At 73.0% G+C, this 23,116-nt stretch carries 17 protein-coding genes; 14 read left to right on the forward strand and 3 right to left on the reverse strand.

Annotated features, from left to right (window positions below):
- Window positions 1-60 precede the first annotated feature (60 nt).
- Window positions 61-843 carry a hypothetical protein gene (locus tag Scani_RS13570; protein WP_159474377.1) on the forward strand — a complete coding sequence of 261 codons (783 nt, stop codon included), beginning with the start codon at window positions 61-63 and terminating at the stop codon, window positions 841-843.
- Between the two features lie 319 nt (window positions 844-1,162).
- Here the strand turns inward: Scani_RS13570 and Scani_RS13575 are convergent, their stop codons facing one another.
- Window positions 1,163-1,345 (reverse strand): tail-anchor membrane protein, encoded by a 183-nt coding sequence (locus Scani_RS13575; protein ID WP_030077786.1) that lies wholly within the window; start codon window positions 1,343-1,345, stop codon window positions 1,163-1,165.
- A gap of 148 nt (window positions 1,346-1,493) precedes the next feature.
- Here Scani_RS13575 and Scani_RS13580 point away from each other — a divergent pair, with 148 nt between their 5' ends.
- The 7 genes from Scani_RS13580 to Scani_RS13610 all read left to right on the forward strand — a co-directional run bounded on the left by Scani_RS13580 (window position 1,494) and on the right by Scani_RS13610 (window position 12,722).
- Window positions 1,494-4,415, forward strand: coding sequence for an SCO1167/SCO6262 family helicase (locus Scani_RS13580; RefSeq protein WP_159474379.1), 2,922 nt, complete (start codon window positions 1,494-1,496; stop codon window positions 4,413-4,415).
- A gap of 29 nt (window positions 4,416-4,444) precedes the next feature.
- Window positions 4,445-5,755, forward strand: coding sequence for an SWIM zinc finger family protein (locus tag Scani_RS13585; protein ID WP_159475938.1), 1,311 nt, complete (start codon window positions 4,445-4,447; stop codon window positions 5,753-5,755).
- A gap of 259 nt (window positions 5,756-6,014) precedes the next feature.
- The gene (locus tag Scani_RS13590; RefSeq protein ID WP_159474381.1) at window positions 6,015-9,065 is read left to right on the forward strand and encodes a glycoside hydrolase family 2 TIM barrel-domain containing protein; all 3,051 of its coding nucleotides are present in this window, start codon (window positions 6,015-6,017) and stop codon (window positions 9,063-9,065) included.
- A 164-nt stretch (window positions 9,066-9,229) separates the two neighbouring features.
- Window positions 9,230-10,150, forward strand: coding sequence for a homocysteine S-methyltransferase (mmuM, locus tag Scani_RS13595; RefSeq protein ID WP_159474383.1), 921 nt, complete (start codon window positions 9,230-9,232; stop codon window positions 10,148-10,150).
- A gap of 141 nt (window positions 10,151-10,291) precedes the next feature.
- The gene (locus Scani_RS13600) at window positions 10,292-11,089 is read left to right on the forward strand and encodes a basic amino acid ABC transporter substrate-binding protein (RefSeq protein ID WP_159474385.1); all 798 of its coding nucleotides are present in this window, start codon (window positions 10,292-10,294) and stop codon (window positions 11,087-11,089) included.
- A gap of 11 nt (window positions 11,090-11,100) precedes the next feature.
- Window positions 11,101-11,886 (forward strand): amino acid ABC transporter permease, encoded by a 786-nt coding sequence (locus tag Scani_RS13605; protein WP_159474387.1) that lies wholly within the window; start codon window positions 11,101-11,103, stop codon window positions 11,884-11,886.
- Window positions 11,883-12,722: an amino acid ABC transporter ATP-binding protein gene (locus Scani_RS13610; RefSeq protein WP_281391923.1), complete on the forward strand. Its 840-nt coding sequence runs from the start codon at window positions 11,883-11,885 to the stop codon at window positions 12,720-12,722. The genes Scani_RS13605 and Scani_RS13610 overlap by 4 nt, the downstream gene beginning before the upstream one ends.
- Before the next feature lie 164 nt (window positions 12,723-12,886).
- Here the strand turns inward: Scani_RS13610 and Scani_RS13615 are convergent, their stop codons facing one another.
- Window positions 12,887-13,741, reverse strand: a complete 855-nt coding sequence (locus Scani_RS13615) for a hypothetical protein (protein ID WP_159474391.1) — start codon at window positions 13,739-13,741, stop codon at window positions 12,887-12,889.
- A 135-nt stretch (window positions 13,742-13,876) separates the two neighbouring features.
- Here Scani_RS13615 and Scani_RS13620 point away from each other — a divergent pair, with 135 nt between their 5' ends.
- A complete protein-coding gene (locus tag Scani_RS13620) occupies window positions 13,877-14,842 on the forward strand; it encodes an acetylxylan esterase (protein WP_159474394.1) in 966 nt (321 codons plus the stop codon).
- 49 nt (window positions 14,843-14,891) lie between these two features.
- Here Scani_RS13620 and xylA read toward each other — a convergent pair whose 3' ends face one another.
- Window positions 14,892-16,055 (reverse strand): xylose isomerase, encoded by a 1,164-nt coding sequence (gene xylA / locus Scani_RS13625; RefSeq protein ID WP_159474397.1) that lies wholly within the window; start codon window positions 16,053-16,055, stop codon window positions 14,892-14,894.
- A gap of 130 nt (window positions 16,056-16,185) precedes the next feature.
- Here xylA and xylB point away from each other — a divergent pair, with 130 nt between their 5' ends.
- From xylB to Scani_RS13650, 5 genes are all read left to right on the forward strand, one after another.
- Window positions 16,186-17,616 (forward strand): xylulokinase, encoded by a 1,431-nt coding sequence (gene xylB, locus Scani_RS13630; RefSeq protein WP_159474400.1) that lies wholly within the window; start codon window positions 16,186-16,188, stop codon window positions 17,614-17,616.
- Between the two features lie 88 nt (window positions 17,617-17,704).
- On the forward strand, window positions 17,705-18,982 hold the full coding sequence (locus Scani_RS13635; RefSeq protein ID WP_159474403.1) for an ROK family protein: 1,278 nt from the start codon (window positions 17,705-17,707) through the stop codon (window positions 18,980-18,982).
- A 163-nt stretch (window positions 18,983-19,145) separates the two neighbouring features.
- Window positions 19,146-20,558: a family 2B encapsulin nanocompartment shell protein gene (locus Scani_RS13640; protein WP_159475940.1), complete on the forward strand. Its 1,413-nt coding sequence runs from the start codon at window positions 19,146-19,148 to the stop codon at window positions 20,556-20,558.
- Window positions 20,559-20,689: 131 nt separating this feature from the next.
- Window positions 20,690-22,111 (forward strand): family 2B encapsulin nanocompartment shell protein, encoded by a 1,422-nt coding sequence (locus Scani_RS13645; protein WP_159474406.1) that lies wholly within the window; start codon window positions 20,690-20,692, stop codon window positions 22,109-22,111.
- 243 nt (window positions 22,112-22,354) lie between these two features.
- Entirely contained in the window at window positions 22,355-22,978 is a 624-nt protein-coding gene (locus Scani_RS13650) for an N-acetylmuramoyl-L-alanine amidase (protein WP_159474409.1), read from the forward strand.
- The last annotated feature ends 138 nt before the right edge of the window (window positions 22,979-23,116 follow it).

Here is a 23,116-nt window from a genome sequence, read left to right on the forward strand (position 1 = left end):
GCACCAAGCCAATTAGGGTGCGCCGACGTACTCCGCAACGGATTGGATGGGGAGGCCCGCGTGCCCACGACCGAGAGCGCCGACAACGAGCAGTTGTTCGTGCTGACGGCGGTGCTGCTGACGCCCGCGCAGTTCCCGAGCGTGCTCGGTGACGACTACCCCGAGGTGTGTGCCGGGCTCGGCCTCGAACCGTATGCGGAGGGCTACGGGCTGGTCCTCGGTCAGGACAGCGACGGCGCGCGCTGGACCGTGGCGACGGAGGATGTGTCGTTGGTGGCCTGTGCGATCGCGGCCTGGGACTGCGGGATGGAGTACGACCTCTCCCCCGGGGAGGAGAGCATCGTCGGGGCGCTTCCCGGCTGGCCGCTCTCGCTCGCCGTATCGGCTCCCGGTGTGCCGCAGCCGCACGATCCGGAGCCGCAGGAGGGCGACCCGGCGCCGCTGGCGCCGCCGGACGCCGAGGAGTGGGGACCCGCGCAACGGCGGCTCGGCGCGGATGAGATCGCGATGCAGTGGGCGGCCTGGCGCGAGCAGGTGGATGACGAGGACAGCTTCGCCGAGCCGGGGGATCATGCGCACAAGGGGGTGCGGAGGGTGCTGGAGGAGGCGCGCGGGTATGTGAGCGAGCCGCCGCCGGCCGGGCGGGTGCGGTCGTCGTTCGCGGCCGGGGAGGCGCGGACGCTGCGGGTCGACGGGCCGGGCTGGAGCATGGTGGCTCGTACCGATGACATTGCGTTCGTGCTGTTGGACGACGAGCCGGGGGAGGTTCATCCGGTGGGGCGGGGGCCCGCGCTTCCTGCGTTGCTGTCGTCGCTCGACGAGTTGGCGGCCCGGCCGGTGTGAGGCGGGGCGGGGCTTTGCGGGGGTCGTGATGGCCGCGGGGGGCGGAGGGGACGCACCGGAACCTCCCCCAGCCTCCGGCCGGGAGATGCCCCCACGGCGCGGGCGGCCCTGGTACGGGGAATCGGGCGCCCCGGCGTTCGCTCCGAGCCCGCGGGCGTTTCCCGGTACATCCCCGCTGACCGCCGCCCTGCCAACGGGGTGAGGACTGGCCCGGCGGCAGCGGCTGAGTGCGCCGGGCGGTGCCGGTGGGCGGGTTCGGGGCAGGCCCGTACGCGGCTCAGGCCGGGCACGGGCGGCCGGCGTGGGGAGACGCGCTCGGTCAGCGGCCGATCTGCTTGCGGCTGACGCGGCGCAGGCGGCGTCGCTGGGAGGAGTCGAGCGTCAGATATGCGACGGCCGGGACCCCGACCATGACCAAGAGGGCCGCCCAGAAGGGCAGCAGCCACAGCAGGATCACTCCGACCGCGACGCCTCCGACTGCGACCTTCGCCTGTGTGGACATCCTTCACGCCCCTTCCGCGGCGTCCGCCGCGCTCTGTGTACTCCATTGAACGCCGATTTCGCGTAACAGGTTCCAGGAATGCGCGTGCCGTCCTGTACTCTCGGGCGCTCCAGGCGCCAGTAGTCAAACTTGAGGAGTTCTGCATCCCGTGACATCCCTCCCCGCGGTCACGCCCGCCCGGCTCTCGTCCCTGTCGCGCTGCGCAGCGGTTTTCCTGCCGTCGGATCCGCCGCGGGCCGGGCGGGTCGCCTTCTGGCGTCCCGATGGCGAGCCCGTGGACGAGGCTGCTGAGCCCCTGGAGGTCGTTCTGCCGGACGAGGGGGGCGGGGTATCCCTGTGCGAGGTCCCGGCGCTCTTCCTGACGGTCGCCGAGGCGGTGCCGGTGCTCACCCGGGCGCGGGCCGCACGGGGCGCCCATCCGGCTGCCGCCTTCTGGGGAGCCGCGTCCGTACTGGCGCTGCAGCTCGCCGCGCGCGGGCGGCTGCTGCCGGGGGTGAGTCCCGACGGGTACGACGCCTGGCGGCTGGGTCCGCTCGATCCGGGGGACGTCGAGCGGCTGCGTGATCTCGCCGCGGCGATGCCGCCGTATGCGCACGCCGTCCCGCTGCCGGATGCCGAGCCGTGGACGCTGCCCGACCCCGAGCGGCAGGTGCGGGCCTTCCTCGACGCGGTGGCGGACGGGCTGCCGCGCTCCCCCGGCGCGGCGCTGGTCACCGGCGCGCCGGCGTTCGCGGTGAGGGCTCCGCAGCACATCCCCGAACAGCGCGCCTGGGCCGCGGATGTCGCCGCGGGGCATGACGCGGGCGTACGGATCTCGCTGCGGGTGGAGGTGCGGGGCGCGGAGGCCGGTTCGGGTGAGGTGGATGGTGACGACGGGGCGGGGTCGGCGGATGCGCGCATGACCTTCGTCGCGGTTCTCCAGTTGCACAGCCTCACCGATCCGACGCTGGTCGCGGATGCGGCCGAGGTGTGGGCGGGGGCGCCGTCCGCCGGGCAGGCGATGGGGCCGCGGGCGCGGATGGACACGCTGCTGGCGTTGCGTCGTGCGGCGGAGGTCTGGGCGCCGCTCACCCCGTTGTTGTCCGCTGCGGTGCCCGGGGCGCTGGAACTCGCCGAGGAAGAGGTCGCGGAGCTGCTCGGTCCGGCCGGTCGTGCGCTGGCCGCGGCGGGGGTGCAGGTGCACTGGCCGAAGGAACTGGCGCGCAAGCTGACCAGCCGGGCCGTGGTGGGGCCGCCCGAGTGGGACGGGCCCCAGTCGGGGCTGCCTTCGCTGTTGTCGGCGGATGCCCTGCTCTCCTTCAGCTGGCGGTTCGCGGTGGGCGGCCAGGAGATCGACCGGAGCGAGCTGGAACGGCTCGCGGAGGCGGGACGGCCGCTGGTCCGGCTGCACGACCAGTGGGTGCTGATCGACCCGGAGACGGTGCGGGCCGCCCGGGACCGGCCGGACCGTAAGGTCACGCCGCTCGATGCGCTCGGCGCCGCGCTCACCGGAAGCGCCGAGGCCCCGGACGGCGGCCGGGTGGAGGTGGAGGCCTCCGGATGGCTGGCCCGGCTGCGCGACCGGCTGGCCGATCCGGAGAGCGGTGGCGCGGAGTCCGTCCGCCAGCCGGCGGCCCTCACCGCGACGCTGCGCGACTACCAGGTGCGCGGACTCGGCTGGCTGCACCGGACGACGTCACTGGGGCTGGGGGCCGCTCTCGCCGACGACATGGGACTGGGGAAGACGATCACGCTCATCGCGCTGCATCTGCACCGGCAGAGCGTCCCCGGGGCGGCGGGCCCCACGCTCGTCGTCTGCCCCACCTCCCTCATGGGCAACTGGCAGCGGGAGATCGAGAAGTTCGCTCCGGGCACGCCGGTGCGCCGCTTCCACGCCGGGCGGCGCAGCCTGGCGGATCTGGCGGACGGCGCGTTCGTGCTCACCACCTACGGAACGATGCGGCTCGATGCCGGGAAGCTGGCGGAGGTGGGCTGGGGGCTGGTCGTCGCCGACGAGGCGCAGCACATCAAGAACCCCTTCTCCGCGACCGCCAAGGCCCTGCGGACCCTGCCCGCCGAGGCCCGGGTGGCGCTGACCGGCACCCCGGTGGAGAACAACCTGTCGGAGCTGTGGGCGATCCTGGACTGGACGACGCCCGGACTGCTGGGGCCGCTGAGCCGGTTCCGTACGCGGTATGCGCAGGTCATCGAGGGCGGGGCGGCGGCGTCCCCGGAGGCGGGTGCGGCGGCAGAGCGACTGGCCCGGCTGGTGCGGCCGTTCCTGTTGCGCCGCCGTAAGTCCGATCCGGGGATCGCGCCGGAGCTGCCGCCCAAGACGGAGACCGATCGCGCGGTGGCGCTGACCAGGGAACAGGCCGGGCTCTACGAGGCCGTGGTGCGCGAGGGGCTCGACGAGATCGCCGGGACGGACGGGTTCGCCCGCCGCGGGCTGGTGGTCAAGCTGCTCACCTCGCTCAAGCAGATCTGCAACCACCCCGCGCAGTACCTCAAGGAGAACGGGCCGGCGGACGGCGACCGGGCGGGGGCGGTGCGGATCGCAGGACGTTCGGGGAAGGTCGAGCTGCTGGACGAGCTGCTGGACGCCGTCCTGGCCGAGGGGTCGAGCGTGCTGGTGTTCACGCAGTACGTGCAGATGGCACGGCTGCTGGAGCGTCATCTGGCGGCACGCGGGGTGCCGACGCAGTTCCTGCACGGGGGCACCCCGGTGGCTCGCCGCGAGGAGATGGTGCAGCGCTTCCAGGACGGCGCGGTGCCGGTCTTCCTGCTGTCGTTGAAGGCGGCGGGCACCGGTTTGAACCTCACCCGGGCGGCGCATGTCGTGCACTTCGACCGCTGGTGGAATCCGGCGGTCGAGGCGCAGGCCACCGACCGCGCGTACCGCATCGGGCAGACCCGGCCGGTGCAGGTCCACCGGATCATCACGGAGGGCACGATCGAGGACCGGATCGCCGAAATGCTCTCCCGTAAACAGCAGTTGGCCGACGCGGTGCTGGGGTCCGGTGAGGCCGCGCTGACCGAACTCACCGACGCCGAGCTGGCGGACCTGGTCGCGCTGCGAGGGAGTGAGTGATGAGGACGATGCCCGGAGGGGGAGAACCGATGGACCTGGGCCAGGAGTACGCGGACAAGGGGGGCTCGGCGGCCGGTGAGCGGACGTTCGCTGCCTTGCCGGCGGCGCGCGGAGGGGCCTTCGCGCGCAGTTGGTGGGGGCAGGCGTGGCTCAAGGCGCTGGAGGACACCGCGCTGGACGGCGCGCAGTTGAAGCTGGGCCGGCGGCATGCGCGGGCCGGTGCGGTCGGCGCGGTGACGGTACGCCCCGGCCGGATCACCGCGGTCGTCCAGGACCGCGACCATACGCGGCACCGGTCCGACGTCCTGCTGCCGCAGGTCGGCGCGGCGGACTGGGACCGGTTCCTGGACATGGTCGCGGACCGGGCCGGGCACATCGCGGCGCTGCTGGACCGTGACATGCCGCCGGTGCTCGTCGAGGACGCGGCCGCCGCCGGGATCGAACTGCTGCCGGGCATCGGCGACCTGGAGTCGGAGTGCAGCTGCGGCGCCTGGGACCACTGCGCGCATTCGACCGCGCTGTGCTACCAGTTGGCGCGGCTGCTCGACCAGGACCCGTTCGTCCTGCTGCTGTTGCGCGGCCGGGGTGAGCGGGAGCTGCTGGACGAGCTGCAGGCACGCAACGCGGCACGGGCGGAGGAGGCGGCGGGCGCGGACGCGGCGGCGGAACAGCTGCGTCCGGGGGTACCGGCGGCCGAGGCGTATGCGGCGCGTGACATTCTGCCGCCGCTGCCCGCGGCGCCGCCGCCGGTCGCCGCGCCGGGCACCCCGCCGGTGCTCGGCGGCGGCACCCCGCCCGCGGCCGGGGTGGCGGTGGACGCGCTGGAGTTCCTGATCGGGGACGCGGCGGCGCGCGCCCAGCGGTTGCTGGCGGACGCGCTCTCCGCCTGGCATCCGGACGACCCGCCGCCGCCCGTGCTCACGCCCGCCCAGGATGCGGTGCGGCTGGCCGCGGGCGCCCCCGGGGAGGCCATATGCGCGCGGCTGGCAGCCGGTTCGGGGCGCGATGCGCGGGGGCTGGCACTGGCCGTACGGGCCTGGGAGCTGGGCGGCACGGCCGGGCTCGCGGTCCTGGAGGAGGACTGGACGCCGGCGCCCGGGACACTGGCGCGCGCCACCGACCGGCTCGCGGCCGCCTGGGAGGACGGCGAACCCCGGCCCCGTCTGCGGGCCGCCGGCAACCGCTGGACGGTGGTCGGCGGCGGGGCCCAGCTGCGTTACGGACAGGACGGCCGCTGGTGGCCGTATCGCTGGGAGGACGGGCAGTGGGCACCCGCGGGGCCGGCGTCGGACGATCCGGCGGGCGCGTGGGCGGGCTTGACGGCCGAGTCGGCGGAGTAGTCGGAGTCGGCGGAGTAGTCGGAGTTGTCGGTGGAGGAGTGAGGGGGCGGGTGGCGGCATCCGTGCGCGCGGACCGAGGGTTCCCCAGGCGCCGCCCGGATCGCGTTCGACGGCGGGGTGCACCGCCGGCCCACGGGCCGGGCGGCTCGCCGCGGCGTCCCCGGCCCCATCTCCCCAACCGGCTGCGGCCGTGCCGTCGCGCATGATTCGCTGAGCCGATCCCCCACCTCCAGGCACCTCGCCCGCAGCAGGAGGACCAGTGACCGGCACCTCGCCGCAAACGCCGCACCCCACGTCGTACGACCAGCCCGCACGGACCGTCGACGAGGCGGACGGCGCACCGCACCGCCCGGACCGCCTCCCGTACTACGAGGACCGCTCACCGGGGAGCGGGACCCTGCCGCCGCGCGCCTGGTACGCGCGATCGGATGCCGCCCGCCTCCCGCTGCAGGGCCGCTGGCGGTTCCGGCTCGCGGCGAGCGCCACCGCCGAGGACGACGCGTTCGCCCGCCCGGACTTCGACGATGCGCAGTGGCCGGAGCTGCGGGTGCCCGGCCACTGGGTGCTCCAGGGACGCTTCGCCTCCGAGGGCTCCTACGAGGGCGGCGGCACGGCACGGCCGGGCGGGGCACCCGCCTACACCAACACCGCCTACCCCTTCCCGGTCGACCCGCCGCGGGTGCCGGACGAGAACCCGACGGGCGATCACCGGCATGTCTTCGATCTGCCCGCGGGGTGGGGCGAGGGAGGTGCGGCGCTGCACTTCGCCGGGGTGGAGTCCTGCGCCCGGGTCTGGCTCAACGGCCGGGAACTGGGCCACTTCAAGGGCAGCAGGCTGCCGCACGAGTTCGAGGTCGGGCCGCTGCTGCGGCCGCGCGGCAATGTGCTGGCGGTCCGCGTCCACCAGTGGTCGTCGGGCAGCTATCTGGAGGACCAGGACCAGTGGTGGCTGCCCGGCATCTTCCGGGAGGTCTCGCTCCACCGCCGTCCCGAGGGGTCGGTCGCCGACCACTTCGTCCACGCCGGGTTCGATCACCTCACGGGCCGCGGCACCCTGCGCGTGGAGTGCGAACCGGCAGGCCGGGTGACGGTGCCGGCGCTCGGCCTCGATCTGCCGACCGGGGAGAGCGCGACGGTGCCGGTGCTTCCCTGGACGGCCGAGACACCACACCTCTACGACGGGGAGCTGGTCACCTCCGGCGAGCGGATCCCGCTGCGGATCGGGTTCCGTACGGTCCGCGTCGAGGACGGGCTGCTGAAGGTCAACGGACGACGGATCCTGCTGCGCGGCGTCAACCGCCACGAGTTCCATCCGCGCGACGGACGCACCGTCGGCCCCGAGACGATGCGCCGCGATCTGCTGCTGATGAAGCAGCACAACATCAACGCCGTGCGCACCAGCCACTATCCGCCGCACCCCGCCTTCCTCGATCTCTGCGACGAGCTGGGCCTGTGGATCGTCGAGGAGTGCGATCTGGAGACGCACGGGTTCGGCGCCCAGGGCTGGCGGGACAATCCGGTCGATGACGCGCGCTGGGAGCCGGCGCTGCTCGACCGGGCCCGGCGGATGGTCGAGCGGGACAAGAACCACCCCGCCGTCGTCCTGTGGTCGCTGGGGAACGAGTGCGGTACGGGGAGCGGGCTGTCCGCCATGGCCGCCTGGATGCGCGAGCGCGACCCGTCCCGGCCGCTGCACTACGAGGGCGACCCCAGCTGCGCCGACACCGACGTCTACTCCCGGATGTACGCCGACCACGCCGAGGTGGAGCGTATCGGGCGGCGCGCCGAGGAACCGCTGCCCGATCCGGAGCTGAACGCCCGGCGGCGTGGCCTGCCGTTCCTGCTGTGCGAGTACGCGCATGCGATGGGAAACGGGCCGGGCGGGCTCGTCGAGTACCAGCGGCTGTTCGAGCGCTATGAGCGCTGCCAGGGCGGTTTCGTCTGGGAGTGGATCGACCACGGACTGCGGCAGCAGACGGCCGCCGGTGAGGTCTTCCATGCCTATGGCGGGGACTTCGGCGAGGAGCTGCACGACGGGAACTTCGTCTGCGACGGGCTGGTCCTTCCCGACCGGGTGCCCTCCCCGGGCCTGCGGGAATTCAAGAAGGTCGTCGAGCCGGTGCGGATCGCGGCCGGGGCCGACGAGGACGGCACGGCGAGCGCGGTCCGGATCACCAACCTGTACGACTTCGCCGGCCTCGGCCACCTCGGCTTCCACTGGAGCTACGAGGTGGACGGTGCGCCGCGCGGGCACGGCCGGCTGGAGGTGCCGTCCTTGGCACCCGGGGCGTCGGCCGTGGTGCGGCTGCCGGCACCGCCGGCCGAGCCGGGCGACGGCGAGGAGGCGCTCTGGACCGTCCGGGCCGTGCTGGACCAGGACACCGCCTGGGCACCGGCCGGGCACGAGGTCGCCTGGGGCCAGCTGCCGGCGGCCCCGCGCCCCGCCCGCACTCCCCCGGCGGCCACCGCCGCACCGCGCCGCGGCGAGGGCAATGTGATCGTCCTCGGCCCCGGGACCTTCGACGCCGGGACGGGGGCGCTGGCCTATCTGGGCGGCGTCCGGATCGGCGGCCCCCGGCTGGACGTCTGGCGGGCGCCGACCGACAACGACGAGGCCGCGCCCTGGCAGCCGGGGCCGCGGCCGGCCACCGAGTGGCGGCGGATCGGCCTGCACCGGATGCGGCACCGCGTCGATACCGTCGAAACCGGTCCGCACGCCGTGGTGGTACGGTCCCGGGTCGCCCCGGCCGGCACCCCGCTGGCGCTGCGCGCGGAGTACCGCTGGACGGCCCAACAGGATGCGCTGCGGCTGGAGTTGAGCGTCGACCCCGAGGGCGACTGGCCGGTGCCGCTGCCACGGCTGGGGGTGCGGATGCAGGTGTGCGGCAGCCTGGGCCTGGCCCGGTGGTTCGGCGGCGGGCCGGGCGAGGGCTATCCGGACACCCGGGCGGCCGCGCGGATCGGCCGCTGGTCGATGCCGGTGGACGCCCTGCAGACGCCGTACGTGCGGCCGCAGGAGAACGGTGCGCGGCCCGGTGTGCGCTGGGCGGAGCTGACCCGTTCGGACGGCTCCGGCCTGCGGATCGAGGGCGATCCGGACTTCTTCCTCACCGCCCGCCGGTGGTCGACCGAGGAACTGGCCGCGGCCCGCCACACCACGGATCTGCGGCCCGGCGAGAGCCTGTGGCTCCACCTCGACCATGCGCAGCACGGCATCGGCAGCCGGTCGTGCGGGCCGGGGGTACTGCCGCAGCACCGCTTGGAGGTGGCGCCGGCCCGGTTCTCGTTCGTGTTCTCGTCGCTGGGCTGAACCCCGCGCCGGCCGTGCGCCGGCCGCCGTGCCGTGGCTGCCGGCGCACCCCCTGCCGTACGTCGGCGCCCCGATGCGGCCAGGGGTGTTGTCACCGGCCGGCGATACGATCCGGGGTGAGGCGTGAGCACCCACGCGTCCCGCAGCACGAGAGGCTTCGCACCATGATCAGCACGTCCCCGCCGCTCGCCGACGCCCTCGCCGCGGGCCCGGTCGTCCTCGACGGCGGGCTGTCCAATCAGCTGGAGGCCGCCGGGCACGACCTCGGCGACGCGCTGTGGTCGGCGCGGCTGCTGGCCGAGGAGCCGGAGGCGGTGGTGCAGGCGCATCTGGCGTACTACGAGGCCGGGGCGCAGGTCGCGATCACCTCCAGCTATCAGGCGACGTTCGAGGGGTTCGCGCAGCGCGGTATCGGCGCGGAGCGGGCCGCGGCACTGCTGGGCCGGAGCGTGGAGCTGGCCCGCGAGGCGGCCGGGCGGGCGAGGGACGGTGGGGTGTCCCGGCCGCTGTATGTGGCCGCTTCGGCGGGCCCGTACGGGGCGATGCTGGCGGACGGCTCCGAGTACCGCGGCCGGTACGGCCTGTCGGTGGAGGAGCTGGAGCGTTTCCACCGGCCGCGGCTCGAGGTGCTGGCCGCGGCGCGGCCCGATGTGCTGGCGCTGGAGACCGTGCCGGATGCCGAGGAGGCCCGTGCGCTGCTGCGGGCGGTGCGCGGGCTGGGCGTGCCGGCCTATCTGTCGTACAGCGTCGCGGGCGACCGCACCCGGGCCGGGCAGCCGCTGGCGGAGGCGTTCGCGGTCGCGGCCGACGCCGACGAGGTGATCGCGGTGGGGATCAACTGCTGCGCGCCGGACGACGCGGACCGGGCGGTGCGGCTGGCGGCGCAGGTCACCGGCAAGCCGGTCGTGGTCTACCCCAACAGCGGGGAGAGCTGGGACGCCGGGGCGCGGGCCTGGTGCGGCGAGGCGGCGTTCAGCGCGGACCGGGTCGCCGCCTGGGCCGCAAACGGCGCCCGGCTCATCGGTGGCTGCTGCCGGGTGGGGCCGGACGCCATCACCGAGCTGGCGGCCGGGCTCGGCCGCTGACGGGACGGCCCGGATGCGGGCCGAAGGCGTTACACAGACGCAACCGACGCGGCGGCGACAGAGCCCCGGGCCGGTGGCAGGATGCAGCCACATCGCAGCACGCATGGCTTGGTTGATGTTCATCCTGCCCCTGGAGGGCCCGTGTCCGCTCGCTCCGCGTTGCCTGTCATAGCCGTCGCCGCGGCCGTCGCCGTTCTGGCGGGGTGCAGCAGCACCAAGTCCGACGGGAAGAAGGGTTCCGGCGGTCTGGAACTGGTCTCCTCCGGGACCTTGAAGACCTGCACCCACCTTCCCTACGCGCCGTTCCAGGTGAAGAAGGACGGCAAGGTCGTCGGGTTCGATGTGGATCTGGTGGACCTGGTCGCCAAGGATCTGGGCGTGAAGCAGGAGATCGTCAATACGCCCTTCGAAGGCATCGAGACCGGCCAGGACTTCACCATCCGCAAATGCGATCTGGCCGCCGCCGGCATGACGATCACGCCCGAGCGGGACAAGGTCATGGATTTCTCGGACCCGTATTTCAATGCCACGCAGGCGCTGCTGACGAAGAAGGGCAAGCCCTTCAAGAAGGTCGAGGACCTCAAGGGCAAGAAGCTCGGTTACCAGAAGGCCACCACCGGCGGGATCTTCGCCAAGAAGCACGGCAAGGGCGTCGAGCTGGTGGAGTTCGAGGACCTGGGGCTGCTGCTGACCGCCGTGAAGTCCGGCCAGGTCGATGCCGGTATCAATGACAACGGTGTGCTCTTCGACTATGTGAAGCAGAACCCGGACACCACGGTCACCGCGGAATTCAATACCGGAGAGCACTACGGCGTCGGCGTGCGGACCGGGAACGACGCGCTGCGGAAGAAGATCAACGCGGCGATCAAGAAGGCGAAATCCGACGGGAGCTACGACCGGATCTACAAGAAGTGGTTCGGCACCACTCCGCAGAGCTGAGGCCGGCCGTCATGTCCTTGTCCAAACGACAGCGCGCCCGGGCGATCCGCGGTGTGCAGTACGGCGTGCTGGTCCTCGCCGTGGTGGTCTTCGCGCTGATCGCCGACTGGCATCAGCTGCGGATGGCGTTCTTCGACGTCGAGGTCGCGAAGGCACTGTTCCCCGACATCATCACCACGGCGCTGGTCAACACCGTCCTCTACACCCTGCTCGGCTTCGGTTTCGGTCTGGCGCTCGGTCTGGTGCTGGCGCTGATGCGGCTCTCGTCGGTGCCGCCCTACCGCTGGATCGCGGTCACCTATATCGAGTTCTTCCGTGGGATCCCCTGTCTGCTGGTGTTCATCGCGCTGGGCTTCGGTGTGCCGCTGGCCTTCGAGGTCGCGCTCGATATGAACATCACGGTCATGCTGTCGCTCGGGCTGGTGGGCGCGGCGTACATGGCGGAGACCATCCGGGCCGGTATCCAGGCGGTTCCCAAGGGGCAGACGGAGGCGGCGCGTTCGCTGGGGATGTCGCACGGGCGGGCGATGATCTCGATCGTCATTCCGCAGGCGTTCCGTATCGTGCTGCCGCCGCTGACCAATGAACTGATCCTGCTCACCAAGGATTCCTCGCTGGTGTATCTGCTGGGGCTCTCCCTCACCCAGTTCGAGCTGGCCAACTTCGGCCGGGACGCCCTCAATGAGCACAAGAGCCTGACCCCGATCCTGATCGCCGGGCTGCTCTATCTCGTGATCACCCTCCCCCTCGGCCAACTGGTCCGTCGGCTGGAGGCCCGTACGGCGAAGGCCAGGTGAGCGGCGTGACGACCGACCAGGCGGCACCGGCGACGACGGATGCGAAGGCCATCGACGTACAGGGCCTGCGCAAGGCGTTCGGTGAGCTGGAGGTGCTGCGCGGGATCGACTTCTCGGTGGCACGCGGCGAGGTGGTGTGTGTCATCGGGCCCTCGGGGTCCGGGAAGTCGACCTTGTTGCGCTGTGTGAATCTGCTGGAGGAGCCGAGCGCGGGCCGGGTCACGGTGGCCGGCACCGAGGTGACCGACCCGGACGTGGACATCGACCGGGTCCGCCGGCGGATCGGGATGGTCTTCCAGGCCTTCAACCTCTTTCCGCATCTGACCGCGCTGGAGAACCTGACGATCGCCCAGCGGCGGGTGCTGCGCCGCGACCGGGACGAGGCGGAGCGGGTCGCCCGCGCCAACCTCGAACGGGTCGGGCTGAGCGACAAGGCGTCGGCCTACCCGGCGCAGTTGTCGGGCGGGCAGCAGCAGCGGGTGGCGATCGCCCGTGCGCTGTCCATGGACCCGGAGCTGATGCTCTTCGACGAACCGACCTCGGCGCTGGACCCGGAGCTGGTCGGCGATGTGCTGGCGGTGATGCGGGCGCTGGCGCAGGAGGGCATGACGATGCTCGTCGTCACCCACGAGATGAGCTTTGCGCGGGAGGTCGCCGACCGGGTGGTGTTCATGGACGGCGGGGTGATCGTCGAGGAGGGCACCCCGGAGCAGGTGGTGGGCGCCCCGCAGCACGAGCGGACCAGGACGTTCCTGGCGCGGGTGCTGGATCCGGCGGCCGCCGAGGTCGGCGAGGTCGCGGACACCGGGGCGGCGGGCAAGCGCGTCGACCGCTGAGCGGCCGCCCGCCCCCGCTGCCGGGGCGGCGCCGGACGGCTTCGGGAGGACGGGCGGCCCTGATGCGTTCGGCGCTCAGGGCCGCCTCGCGGCCGGCGGGGTACCGACGACTCACGCGGCGGCTCCGGCGGCGGCCCGGCCTCCTCGAACGATGACCGTCCCGCTCAGGAAAGCGGCCTGGTGAGCTTCTTGGTGCCGGTGCTGTTGCCCGCCAGGCTGCAGCTGATCGTCTTGATGCCGATCTTGTAGCCCTGGAGGGTGGGGTACTGGACGTAGGTGCCCTCGGCGGTCCCGGCGGGCTGCCGGGCCGCCTTGCGCTCCAGCTCGTTGCGGCACAGCGAGGACGCCTTGGAGCGGATGTCCGTCTCGGTCGTCAGGCCGGACGCGAGGCGGTGGGTGGTAACGACCTCGGCGTCGTGCGGGCCGCTGCAGGAGGCCTTGTCGTTGTTGCCGCCACCGCCCGCCGGGCGGTCGTAGCAGTCGCCGGGCTTCATCAGGTAGAAGGGGATCTTGCCGGCGCCGGGCGTCGGCAGGCTGCTCTCGAAGTCGCTGTCGGTGGGCGTCGCGGTGGGGGTGGGCTCGTAGGAGGGCGTCGGGGACGCGCTCTCGGACGGTGTGGCGCCCGCGCTCGAACCGGGCGACTGGGCACGGTTGTCGGTGCTGCCGCCGTCGTCGCTGTTGTTGATCACGATGAAGGTGATGACGGCGGCCAGGACGACGGCGCCACCACCGATGATCGCCGCGATGGTCTTGCCGTTGCCGCCACCGCCGGGCGGGCCGGGCGGCTGCTGCCAGCCGCCGGGGCCGCCGGGGCCCGGAGCGCCGTAGCCACCCGCGGGCGGGCCGAAGCCGCCAGCGGGCTGGTTGCCGCCCGCGGGCGGACCGTAGCCGCCCGGGCCGTATCCGCCCTGACCCTGACCGCCCGGGCCGTAGCCACCGGCCGGCGGGCCGTAGCCGCCCGGGTTGCCGTGGGGCGGCTGAGGCGGCTGGTTCGACGGCGGAGGCGGAGGAAAACTCATGGGGGAAATGATCGCTTCTTTACTCGGTCTTCAGGGACGCGGTGACCAACCTGGAACATTCCGCGTCTGAAATATCCGGCCGGTGGGCACCGTTGGCGACAGGCAGCAAGCCACCCTACGGCGCGGAGGTTCTTCGTGTTCACCGACCTGCCCCTGGACGAGCTGCACACCTACCGCCCGCCGCGCCCCGAGCCGGCCGGCTTCGACGCGTTCTGGCAGCGCACCCTCGACGAAGTCCGCGCCCATGACCTCGACGCACGCTTCACCGAGGTCGATACGGGGCTGGCGCTGCTGCGCACCCATGACGTGACGTTCTCCGGCTTCGGCGGGCACCGTATCCGCGGCTGGTTCCTCCTGCCGCGCGCGGCGGACGGGCCGCTGCCCTGCGTCGTGCAGTACCTCGGCTACGGCGGCGGCCGGGGGGTGGCGCACGACTGGCTGCTGTGGCCGTCCGCGGGGTACGCCACGCTCGTCATGGACACCCGTGGGCAGAGCGGCCCCAACCGGCCCGGTGACACCCCCGATCCGGCCGGCTCCGGCAATCCGGGCGTGCCCGGCAAGATGACCCAGGGGCTGCTGCGCCCCGAGGACTACTACTACCGGCGGCTGTTCACCGACGCGGTACGGGCCGTGGAGGTGGCACGCGGGCACCCGGCGGTGGACGCCGGCCGGATCGTGGTCGCCGGCGGCAGCCAGGGCGGCGCCGCGGCCCTGGCGACGGCGGGGCTGGTCCCCGGCCTGGCGGGCGCGTTGATCGACGTACCGTTCCTGACCCACATCCGCCGCGCCGTCGAGATCACGGACAGCGGGCCGTACGGCGAACTCACCCGCTACTTCGCGGGCGAGCGCGGCCGGATCGACACCGCGCTGCACACCCTCGACCACTTCGACGGCCTGAACTTCGCGGCCCGCGCCACCGCCCCGGCGCTCTTCGGCACGGCGTTGCGCGACGACGTGGTGCCGCCGTCCACCGGCTTCGCCGCGTACCACCACTACGCGGGCGAGAAGGAGCTGAAGGTGTGGCGGTTCAATGCCCACGAGGGGGGCGGCGGCGAGCAGCGCGCGGCGGAAATGCTCTTTCTGCGCAAGCTGTTCGGCTGAGCCGTCCGGCGCGCGGGGTCCGGGGTCCGGCGCGCGGGGCCCAGGGCCCTCAGACGGCCCCCATCAGGTGTTCCAGCGCCAGCTGGTCCAGATGCTCGAAGGCCATGCCGCGGGCGGCCGCGGCCTCGACGTCGAAGGTCTCGTAGGCGGTGCCGTCGGCGAGCAGCCCGGCCAGGCCGTCTTCGGCGGTGGGCCGGCTCAGCTGGTCCAGGCGCGCGGCGTGCAGCGCGTCCTGGACGGCCGGGTCGGCCCGGAAGGCCGCGGCACGCTCCTTGAGGAGCAGATAGTTGCGCATACAGCCGGCCGCCGAGGTCCACACGCCGTCCAGGTCCTCGGTGCGCGGCGGCTTGAAGTCGAAGTGCCGCGGCCCGTCGTACCCGGCCGTCTCCAGCAGGTCGACGAGCCAGAAGGCGGACCGCAGATCGCCCGCGCCGAAGCGCAGGTCCTGGTCGTACTTGATCCCGCTCTGGCCGTTGAGGTCGATGTGGAAGAGCTTTCCCGCCCACAGCGCCTGGGCGATGCCGTGCGGGAAGTTCAGCCCCGCCATCTGCTCGTGCCCCACCTCGGGGTTGACCCCGTAGAGCTCGGGGCGCTCCAGCCGCTCGATGAACGCGAGAGCGTGGCCGACGGTGGGCAGCAGGATGTCGCCCCGCGGCTCGTTGGGCTTGGGCTCGATGGCGAACCGCAGGTCGTAGCCCTGCTCGACGACGTACTGGCCGAGGAGGTCGAACGCCTCCTTCATCCGGTCCAGGGCGGCCCGTACGTCCTTGGCCGCACCGGACTCCGCGCCCTCCCTGCCGCCCCAGGCGACATAGGTGTGCGCGCCCAGCTCGGCGGCGAGGTCGATGTTGCGGAGCGTCTTGCGCAGCGCATAGCGGCGGACGTCGCGGTCGTTTGCGGTGAAGGCGCCGTCCTTGAAGACGGGGTGGGTGAAGAGGTTGGTGGTGGCCATCGGCACGACCAGGCCGGTGGCGTCCAGCGCCTGCCGGAAGCGTTTGACGGCCGTCTCGCGCCCGAGGTCCCCGGCGCCGAACGGGATCAGGTCGTCGTCGTGGAAGGTGACGCCGTACGCGCCGAGGTCGGCGAGGCGCCGGACCGATTCGACGGGGTCCAGGGCGCGGCGGGTGGCGTCCCCGAACGGGTCGCGGCCCTGCCAGCCGACGGTCCACAGGCCGAAGCTGAATTTGTCCTCGGGCACGGGCTGGTGGCTCATCACGGCTCCCGGTGATTTCGTCAACGCACTTTACAAATTCCGCCGCGGCCAAACTAATATGCGGCAGCACACCGGGGAACCCCCTGGACCTGGACCATGGAGCACGGGCCGCCGAGGGAGAGAGTGCACGATGGGCGCACAGTCAGCGGGACCGCTGGTCGTCGGGGTGGACAGCTCGACGCAGTCCACCAAGGCGCTGGTCGTGGACGCGGCGACCGGTGCTGTCGTCGCCCGGGGCCAGGCACCGCACACGGTCGACGGCGGCAACGGCAAGGAGAGCGACCCCGTGCAGTGGTGGCGGGCGCTGGGCGAGGCTCTGGCACAGTGCGGCGACGCGGCGCGGCAGGCCTCGGCGGTGTCCGTCGGCGGGCAGCAGCACGGGCTGGTCACGCTGGATGCGGCCGGTGCGCCGGTGCGTCCGGCCATGCTGTGGAACGACGTCCGGCCGGCGCCCCAGAGCGAACGGCTGATCGCGGAACTGGGCGGCCCGCAGGCCTGGGCGCGGCGGGTGGGGAGCGTGCCGGGTCCGGCGTTCACGGTGGCCAAGTGGGCCTGGCTGCGGGAGAACGAGCCGGCCGCGGCCGCGGCGACCGCCGCGGTACGGCTGCCGCACGACTACCTCACCCAGCGCCTGACCGGCGAGTCCGTCACCGACCGCGGCGACGCCTCCGGGACGGGCTGGTGGGCGTCGTCCACCGGGGCCTACGACCCGGAGATCCTGGAGCATGTCGGGCTGTCCCCCGAGGCGCTGCCGCGGGTGGCGCTCCCGGGCGAGGCCGCCGGGACGGTGCACGCCGAGGACCTGCCGCTGCCGCACGGCGCGTTGGTGGCCGCCGGGACGGGGGACAACATGGCGGCCGCCCTCGGGCTGGGTCTGCGTCCCGGACAGCCGGTGCTGAGCCTGGGCACCTCGGGGACCGTCTACGCGGTCTCCACCCACCGGCCCGCCGATCCGACCGGCACCGTGGCGGGCTTCGCCGATGCCCGCGGCGACTGGCTTCCGCTGGCCTGCACCCTGAACTGCACCCTCGCCGTGGACCGGGTGGCGGCCCTGCTGGGGCGCGACCGGGAGGCCGTGGAGGGGGGCGGCGAGGTGGTGCTGCTGCCGTTCCTCGACGGTGAGCGCACCCCGAACCTGCCGGGCGCCTCGGGCCTGGTCCACGGCCTGCGGCACCACACCACGGCCGGGCAACTGCTCCAGGCCGCCTACGACGGCGCGGTGTTCGCGCTGCTGCAGGCCCTGGACCGGGTGCTGGACGCGGATGCCGCGCCCGATGCCCCCCTGTTGCTGATCGGCGGCGGGGCGAAGGGCCGGGCCTGGCGGGAGACCGTCCGCCGGCTGTCGGGCCGCCCGGTGGTGGTGCCCGAGGCGCAGGAGCTGGTGGCGTTCGGCGCGGCGGCGCAGGCGGCCGGGCTGCTGCTGGAGGAGGATCCGACGGCGGTGGCCCGTCGCTGGGGAACGGCGCGCGGCGCCGAGTACGAGGCGCAGCCGAAGGACGGCGCCGCCTGGGACCGGCTGGCGGCGACGCTCGCCGACGGCGCGGCGCTGCTGCGACGATGACCTCGGCATCGCAGCCGTACGCCCGCGGGCACCGCAGCCGCACACCCGGAGGGCCCGCGCTCCCCGGCCCCCTCCCGAGGAGATCCCCGTGACCGCGCCCGGCGGCGACACCCAGCACGGCATCCGACGGCGCAATCTGGCCCGGGTGCTGCAGACCGTGGCCGCACAGGGCCCGCTGTCCCGGCCGGCGGTCGCGGCGCGGATCGGGCTGACCCGGGCGGGAGTGGCCCCGCTCGTCGACGAGCTGCTGCGGGCCGGCCTGCTGGTCGGGACGGGGCGGGCGACGACCGGCGGCCGGGGCCGGCCGGGCGGTGAACTGGCGGTCAGCGACCGCGGCCCGGCCGGGATCGGTGCCGAGATAGGCGTCGACCGTCTGGCGGTGTGCGCGGTCGATCTGCGCGGGCGGGTCCGGGCCCGGGTGGCGGCCGATGCGGCGAACCGGCACAGCGCGCCCGGCCCGGTGCTGGAGCGGCTGTCCGCGCTGCTCGCGGAGGTGACCGGCGAGATAGCCGCCGAGGGGCTGCGGCCGGCCGGGCTGGCGGTGGCCGTGCCCGGTCTGGTGGCCCGCGGCGCGACGACCGTGGTGCACGCCCCCAACCTCGGCTGGCGGGCCGTCGATCTCGCACCGGGACTCGCCGGGGCGACGGCCCCGCCCGACGGCACCCCGGCCCTCCCCCTCACCGTCGAGAACGAGGCCAACCTCGGCGCGCTGGCCGAACTGCGGCTGGGCGGGGGCGACGGACAGCCGGCGCCGCCCGCGGACTTCGTGCATGTGTCGGCGGAGATCGGAATCGGCGCAGCGGTCGTCGTGGAGGGGCAACTGCTGCGGGGGGCACGGGGGTTCGCGGGCGAGCTGGGGCATGTGCCGGTGTATCCGGACGGTCCGGCGTGCGACTGCGGCGGCCGGGGCTGTCTGGAGCAGTACGCCGGGGAGGAGGCCGTGCTGCGCGCGGGCGGCCTCGCCCCCGGCCGGGCGGCGGCCGCTCATCCGGGGCCGGGCGCCCGTATCGGCCTGTTGGCGCGCCGGGCCGCCGAAGGGGACGCGGCCGTCGTGCAGGCGCTGCACACGGCGGGGACCGCGCTCGGGATCGCGCTCGCCGGTGCGGTGAATCTGCTGGATCCGCGGGCGGTGGTCCTCGGGGGCGCGCTGGCCGGCCTGGCACCGTGGATCCTGCCCTCCCTGGAGCGGGAGTTGGCGTTGCGGACGTCCGTCGCGGCGGATCCCGGGCGGGGCGGCGGGCCGTGGGTGACCGTGTCCCGGCTCGGTGCGGACGGGCCGCTGCTGGGGGCGGCGCACGCCGCGCTCCAGGCCGTGTTGGACGATCCCCTCCGTTCCTGCACCCCGGCTCACTCTCCCCGGAATTGAACCCGCTAAACCTATCCATGGAACGGGAATTCCATGCCACCCCATCGAGCGATTGTGCCGATAAAAACAGCACGACTACCGTCGGTTCGGCGGGTTGCCGCGGAGCTGCCTTGGAGGGGGTTTCGAGGCGGTCCGCACAGCACCCTTCGGAGAGATAGGTGGCATAGTGACGATTGCCGACGAATCGCTGCACGGCAGTGCGGAAGAAGCCCAGAATTCCAGTCTGAGTACCACCGCCGCGCGGAATTTGGCGACCACCACCAAGACCGCGCCGCAGATGCAGGGCATCACTTCCCGCTGGCTGCTGCGACTGCTGCCCTGGGTGCAGGTGTCCGGTGGCACCTACCGGGTGAACCGCCGGCTGACGTACACCCTCGGCGACGGGCGCATCGATTTCGATATCAGCGGCAGCGATGTCTCGATCATCCCCGAGGAGCTGCGCGAGCTGCCGGCCCTGCGGGAATTCACCGATACCGAGGTACTGTCCGCGCTCGGCGACCGGTTCACCCAGCAGGACTACGCGCCCGGTGAACTCATCGCCGAGGCCGGTACGCCGGGCGACCGGCTGGTGCTGATCGCACACGGCCGGGTGGACCGCATCGGTACCGGCAAATACGGCGAGGAGTCGGTGCTCGAAGCGCTGGCCGGCGGTGACCACCTCGGCGACGCGCCGCTCACCGACCCCGAGGGGAGCTGGGAGTTCAGCTATCGCGCGGTGACCCGGGTGACCGTGATGGCGCTGCCCCGGCAGGCCGTCCGGGAGATCCTCGACCGCTCCCCCGAACTGCGCGACCATCTGGCGGCGGCCGGACAGGACGCCGCGCAGCCGACGAACGCCACGGGGGAATCGGCGGTCTCCGTCGCCTCGGGGCACCACGGCGAGCCGTCCCTCCCCGGCACCTTCGTCGACTACGACCTGACGCCGCGGGAGTACGAACTCAGCGTCGCGCAGACGGTGTTGCGCGCCCACAGCCGCGTCGGCGACCTCTACAGCGACCCGATGAACCAGGTCGAGGAGCAGCTGAAGCTGACCGTCCAGGCGCTGCGCGAGCGCCAGGAACACGAGATGATCAACAACCCCGGATTCGGGCTGCTGCACAACGCCGACCTCAAGCAGCGCATCCGCACCCGCACCGGCCCGCCCACCCCGGACGACCTCGACGACCTGCTGGCGACGGTGTGGAAGGACCCGGGCTTCCTGCTCGCCCATCCCCTCACGATCGCCGCGATCGGCCGGGAGTGCAGCGCCCGCGGACTGTATCCGACCGCGGTCGATTTCATGGGGCATTCGCTGCCCTCCTGGCGCGGGGTGCCGATTTTCCCGTGCAACAAGATTCCGGTGACGAAGGAGCGGACGAGTTCGATTCTGCTGCTGCGCACGGGCGAGGAAAAGCAGGGCGTGGTCGGTCTGCACCAGACCGGAATTCCCGACGAATACGAACCGAGCCTCTCGGTGCGTTACATGGGTCTCGACGACCGGGCCGTACTCAAGTATCTCGTCAGCGCCTACTATTCGGCGGCCATTCTCGTGCCCGATGCGCTGGGCGTTCTCGACGACGTACAGATCGGCCACTGAACGGCCCGCGGAAGGTCACGGCGCGCCCGGGGAACGGTCCGTGTCCCCGCCCGGCCGCGCCGGCCGTACGCATGCGCCGACATCGCACACACAGCACAGCACGCACCGACAAGAACAGGTGAGCTTTCTCCATGACCACATCGGTGGATCCGACGTCCGGCCCGCAGTCGTCCGCGATCGAGCAGGGCCACGGCAGGTCCAGCCTGGACACCGCGGCCGCCCGCAAGCTGGCGACCACGACCAAGACCATGCCGCAGATGCAGGGGATCTCCTCCCGCTGGCTGCTGCGCATCCTGCCCTGGACGCAGGTCTCCGGCGGTACGTACCGCGTCAACCGGCGCCTCACCCACACCCTCGGTGACGGCCGGATCGAGTTCACCTCGACCGGCTCCGACGTCCGGGTGATCCCGGCGGAGTTGCGGGAGCTGGCACCGCTGCGCGGATTCACCGACGCCGCGACGCTGGAGGCGCTGGCGGACCGGTTCGTCCAGCGGGAGTTCGCGCCGGGTGAGGTGCTCGCCCGGACCGGCGCGCCCACGGACCGCGTCATCCTGATCGCCCACGGCAAGCTCGACCGCATCGGTGCCGGCAAGTACGGCGACGAAACGGTGCTGGGGGGACTGGCCGACGGTGACGCCGTCGGGGCCGCGGCGCTGCTGACACCGGACGCGGAGTGGGAGCACTCCGTGCGGGCGGTGACCCGGGTGACCGCGCTGACCCTCTACCGCAGCGACCTCGAAGAGGTGCTGGGCCGGTCGGAGTCGCTGCGCACCCACCTGGAGGAGTTCCGTGCGGCGCTGGTGCCGGCCCAGAACAAGCACGGCGAGGCGGCCATCGAGCTGGCCGCGGGCCATGTCGGTGAGCCGGCCCTGCCGGGCACCTTCGTCGACTACGACCTGGCGCCGCGGGAGTACGAACTCAGCGTGGCCCAGACCGTGTTGAAGGTCCACTCACGGGTCGCCGACCTCTACAACGACCCGATGAACCAGCTGGACCAGCAGCTGCGGCTGACCGTGGAGGCGCTGCGCGAGCGCCAGGAACACGAGATGGTCAACAACCCCGAGTTCGGGCTGCTGCACAACGCCGACCTCAAGCAGCGCATCCACACCCGCAGCGGGCCGCCGACCCCCGACGACCTGGACGAGCTGATCTCCCGGCGCCGCAAGACCCAGTTCCTGCTGGCCCATCCGCGCACCATCGCCGCGATCGGGCGGGAGTGGAACGCCCGGGGGCTCTACCCCACCACGGCGGAGTGCGAGGGCACGGCGGTCCGCGCCTGGCGGGGCATCCCGCTGCTGCCCTGCAACAAGATCCCGGTCACGCCGGACCAGACCAGCTCGATTCTGGCGCTGCGGGTCGGCGAGGAGAACCAGGGCGTGGTGGGGCTGCACCAGACCGGCATCCCGGACGAGTACCAGCCGGGACTGTCGGTGCGCTTCATGGGGATCAATGACCAGGCCGTCATCAATTACCTGGTCAGCGCCTACTATTCGGCGGCGGTGCTGGTGCCGGACGCCCTGGGCATCCTGGAGGACGTAGAGATCGGTCACTGACCGGCGGGAGCCCGCGATCCGGGTGCCACGCCCACGAAGCCGGCAAGGCCGTGGGCGTGGCACCCGAGTGACGTCCGATCAGGTATCTCCGCTCTCCTGACCTGCGCCGTTGCCGCCTTTGGTCGAGCCATTGGCAGAACGGCCATTCCCTTGGCAGGGCGTGCCCTGTTGCGCATCATGAACGCACCGCAGGTGTGTGACATGTACGCGACCATGCCCCCACGGTCCTTGTCAGGAGTTCATATGGAGCCCGACCGCCGTCGCCTGCTCACCGGTGCGGCCGCGCTCGCCGCGTCCGCCGCATTCGCTCCCCTCACCGCGGCCAGGGCCGGTGCCGCTCCCCACCGCCAGGCTCCGCGCGGCGGGGCCTACCCCCCGCACCGCTGGATTCCGGCCAGCCCGTCCAACTTCACCGCCGCCCGCCGCCCGACGAAGTACCCGGTCGAGCTGGTCGTGGTGCATGTGACCCAGGAGACCTACGCGGACACCCTCAAGCTGTTCCAGGACCCCAAGCACAAGGCGGCCGCGCACTACGTCGTACGGTCCGCCGACGGCGCGCTCGCACAGTGCGTCCGCGAACACGACGTCGCCTGGCACGCCGGGAACTGGGACTACAACACCCGCAGCATCGGCATCGAGCACGAGGGCTGGATCGACGACCCGACGTGGTTCACCGACCCGCTCTACCAGCGGTCCGCCCGTCTGACCGCCGCCATCTGCGACCGCTACCGGATTCCCAAGGACCGCGAGCACATCATCGGCCATGTCGAGGTGCCCGGCACCGACCACACCGACCCCGGTGAGTTCTGGGACTGGGCGCGCTATCTGCAGCTGGTCGACGAGGCGTCCTGGCGGAGATCCGGATGACCCGGCTCCGGGCGGCTGTCGCAGAAAGCACGGCGCACGCGCTCGGCCTCCATGGGCGCCCGGGAGGCGGGCGCGGTGACGCCCGTGACGAGGGCGACGCCGAGCGACACGACGGACGTTCCGCGGGTCTACGCATTC

The organism is Streptomyces caniferus (assembly GCF_009811555.1).
Taxonomy (GTDB): domain Bacteria; phylum Actinomycetota; class Actinomycetes; order Streptomycetales; family Streptomycetaceae; genus Streptomyces; species Streptomyces caniferus.

Excerpts from the sequence above, each read along its gene's own strand:
- Scani_RS13575 (WP_030077786.1), bottom strand. The coding sequence starts at position 1,345 with ATGTCCACACAGGCGAAGGTCGCAGTCGGAGGCGTCGCGGTCGGAGTG.
- Scani_RS13585 (WP_159475938.1), top strand. The coding sequence starts at position 4,445 with ATGGACCTGGGCCAGGAGTACGCGGACAAGGGGGGCTCGGCGGCCGGT.
- mmuM (WP_159474383.1), top strand. The coding sequence starts at position 9,230 with ATGATCAGCACGTCCCCGCCGCTCGCCGACGCCCTCGCCGCGGGCCCG.
- Scani_RS13605 (WP_159474387.1), top strand. The coding sequence starts at position 11,101 with ATGTCCTTGTCCAAACGACAGCGCGCCCGGGCGATCCGCGGTGTGCAG.
- Scani_RS13615 (WP_159474391.1), bottom strand. The coding sequence starts at position 13,741 with ATGAGTTTTCCTCCGCCTCCGCCGTCGAACCAGCCGCCTCAGCCGCCC.
- xylA (WP_159474397.1), bottom strand. The coding sequence starts at position 16,055 with ATGAGCCACCAGCCCGTGCCCGAGGACAAATTCAGCTTCGGCCTGTGG.
- xylB (WP_159474400.1), top strand. The coding sequence starts at position 16,186 with ATGGGCGCACAGTCAGCGGGACCGCTGGTCGTCGGGGTGGACAGCTCG.
- Scani_RS13645 (WP_159474406.1), top strand. The coding sequence starts at position 20,690 with ATGACCACATCGGTGGATCCGACGTCCGGCCCGCAGTCGTCCGCGATC.
- Scani_RS13650 (WP_159474409.1), top strand. The coding sequence starts at position 22,355 with ATGGAGCCCGACCGCCGTCGCCTGCTCACCGGTGCGGCCGCGCTCGCC.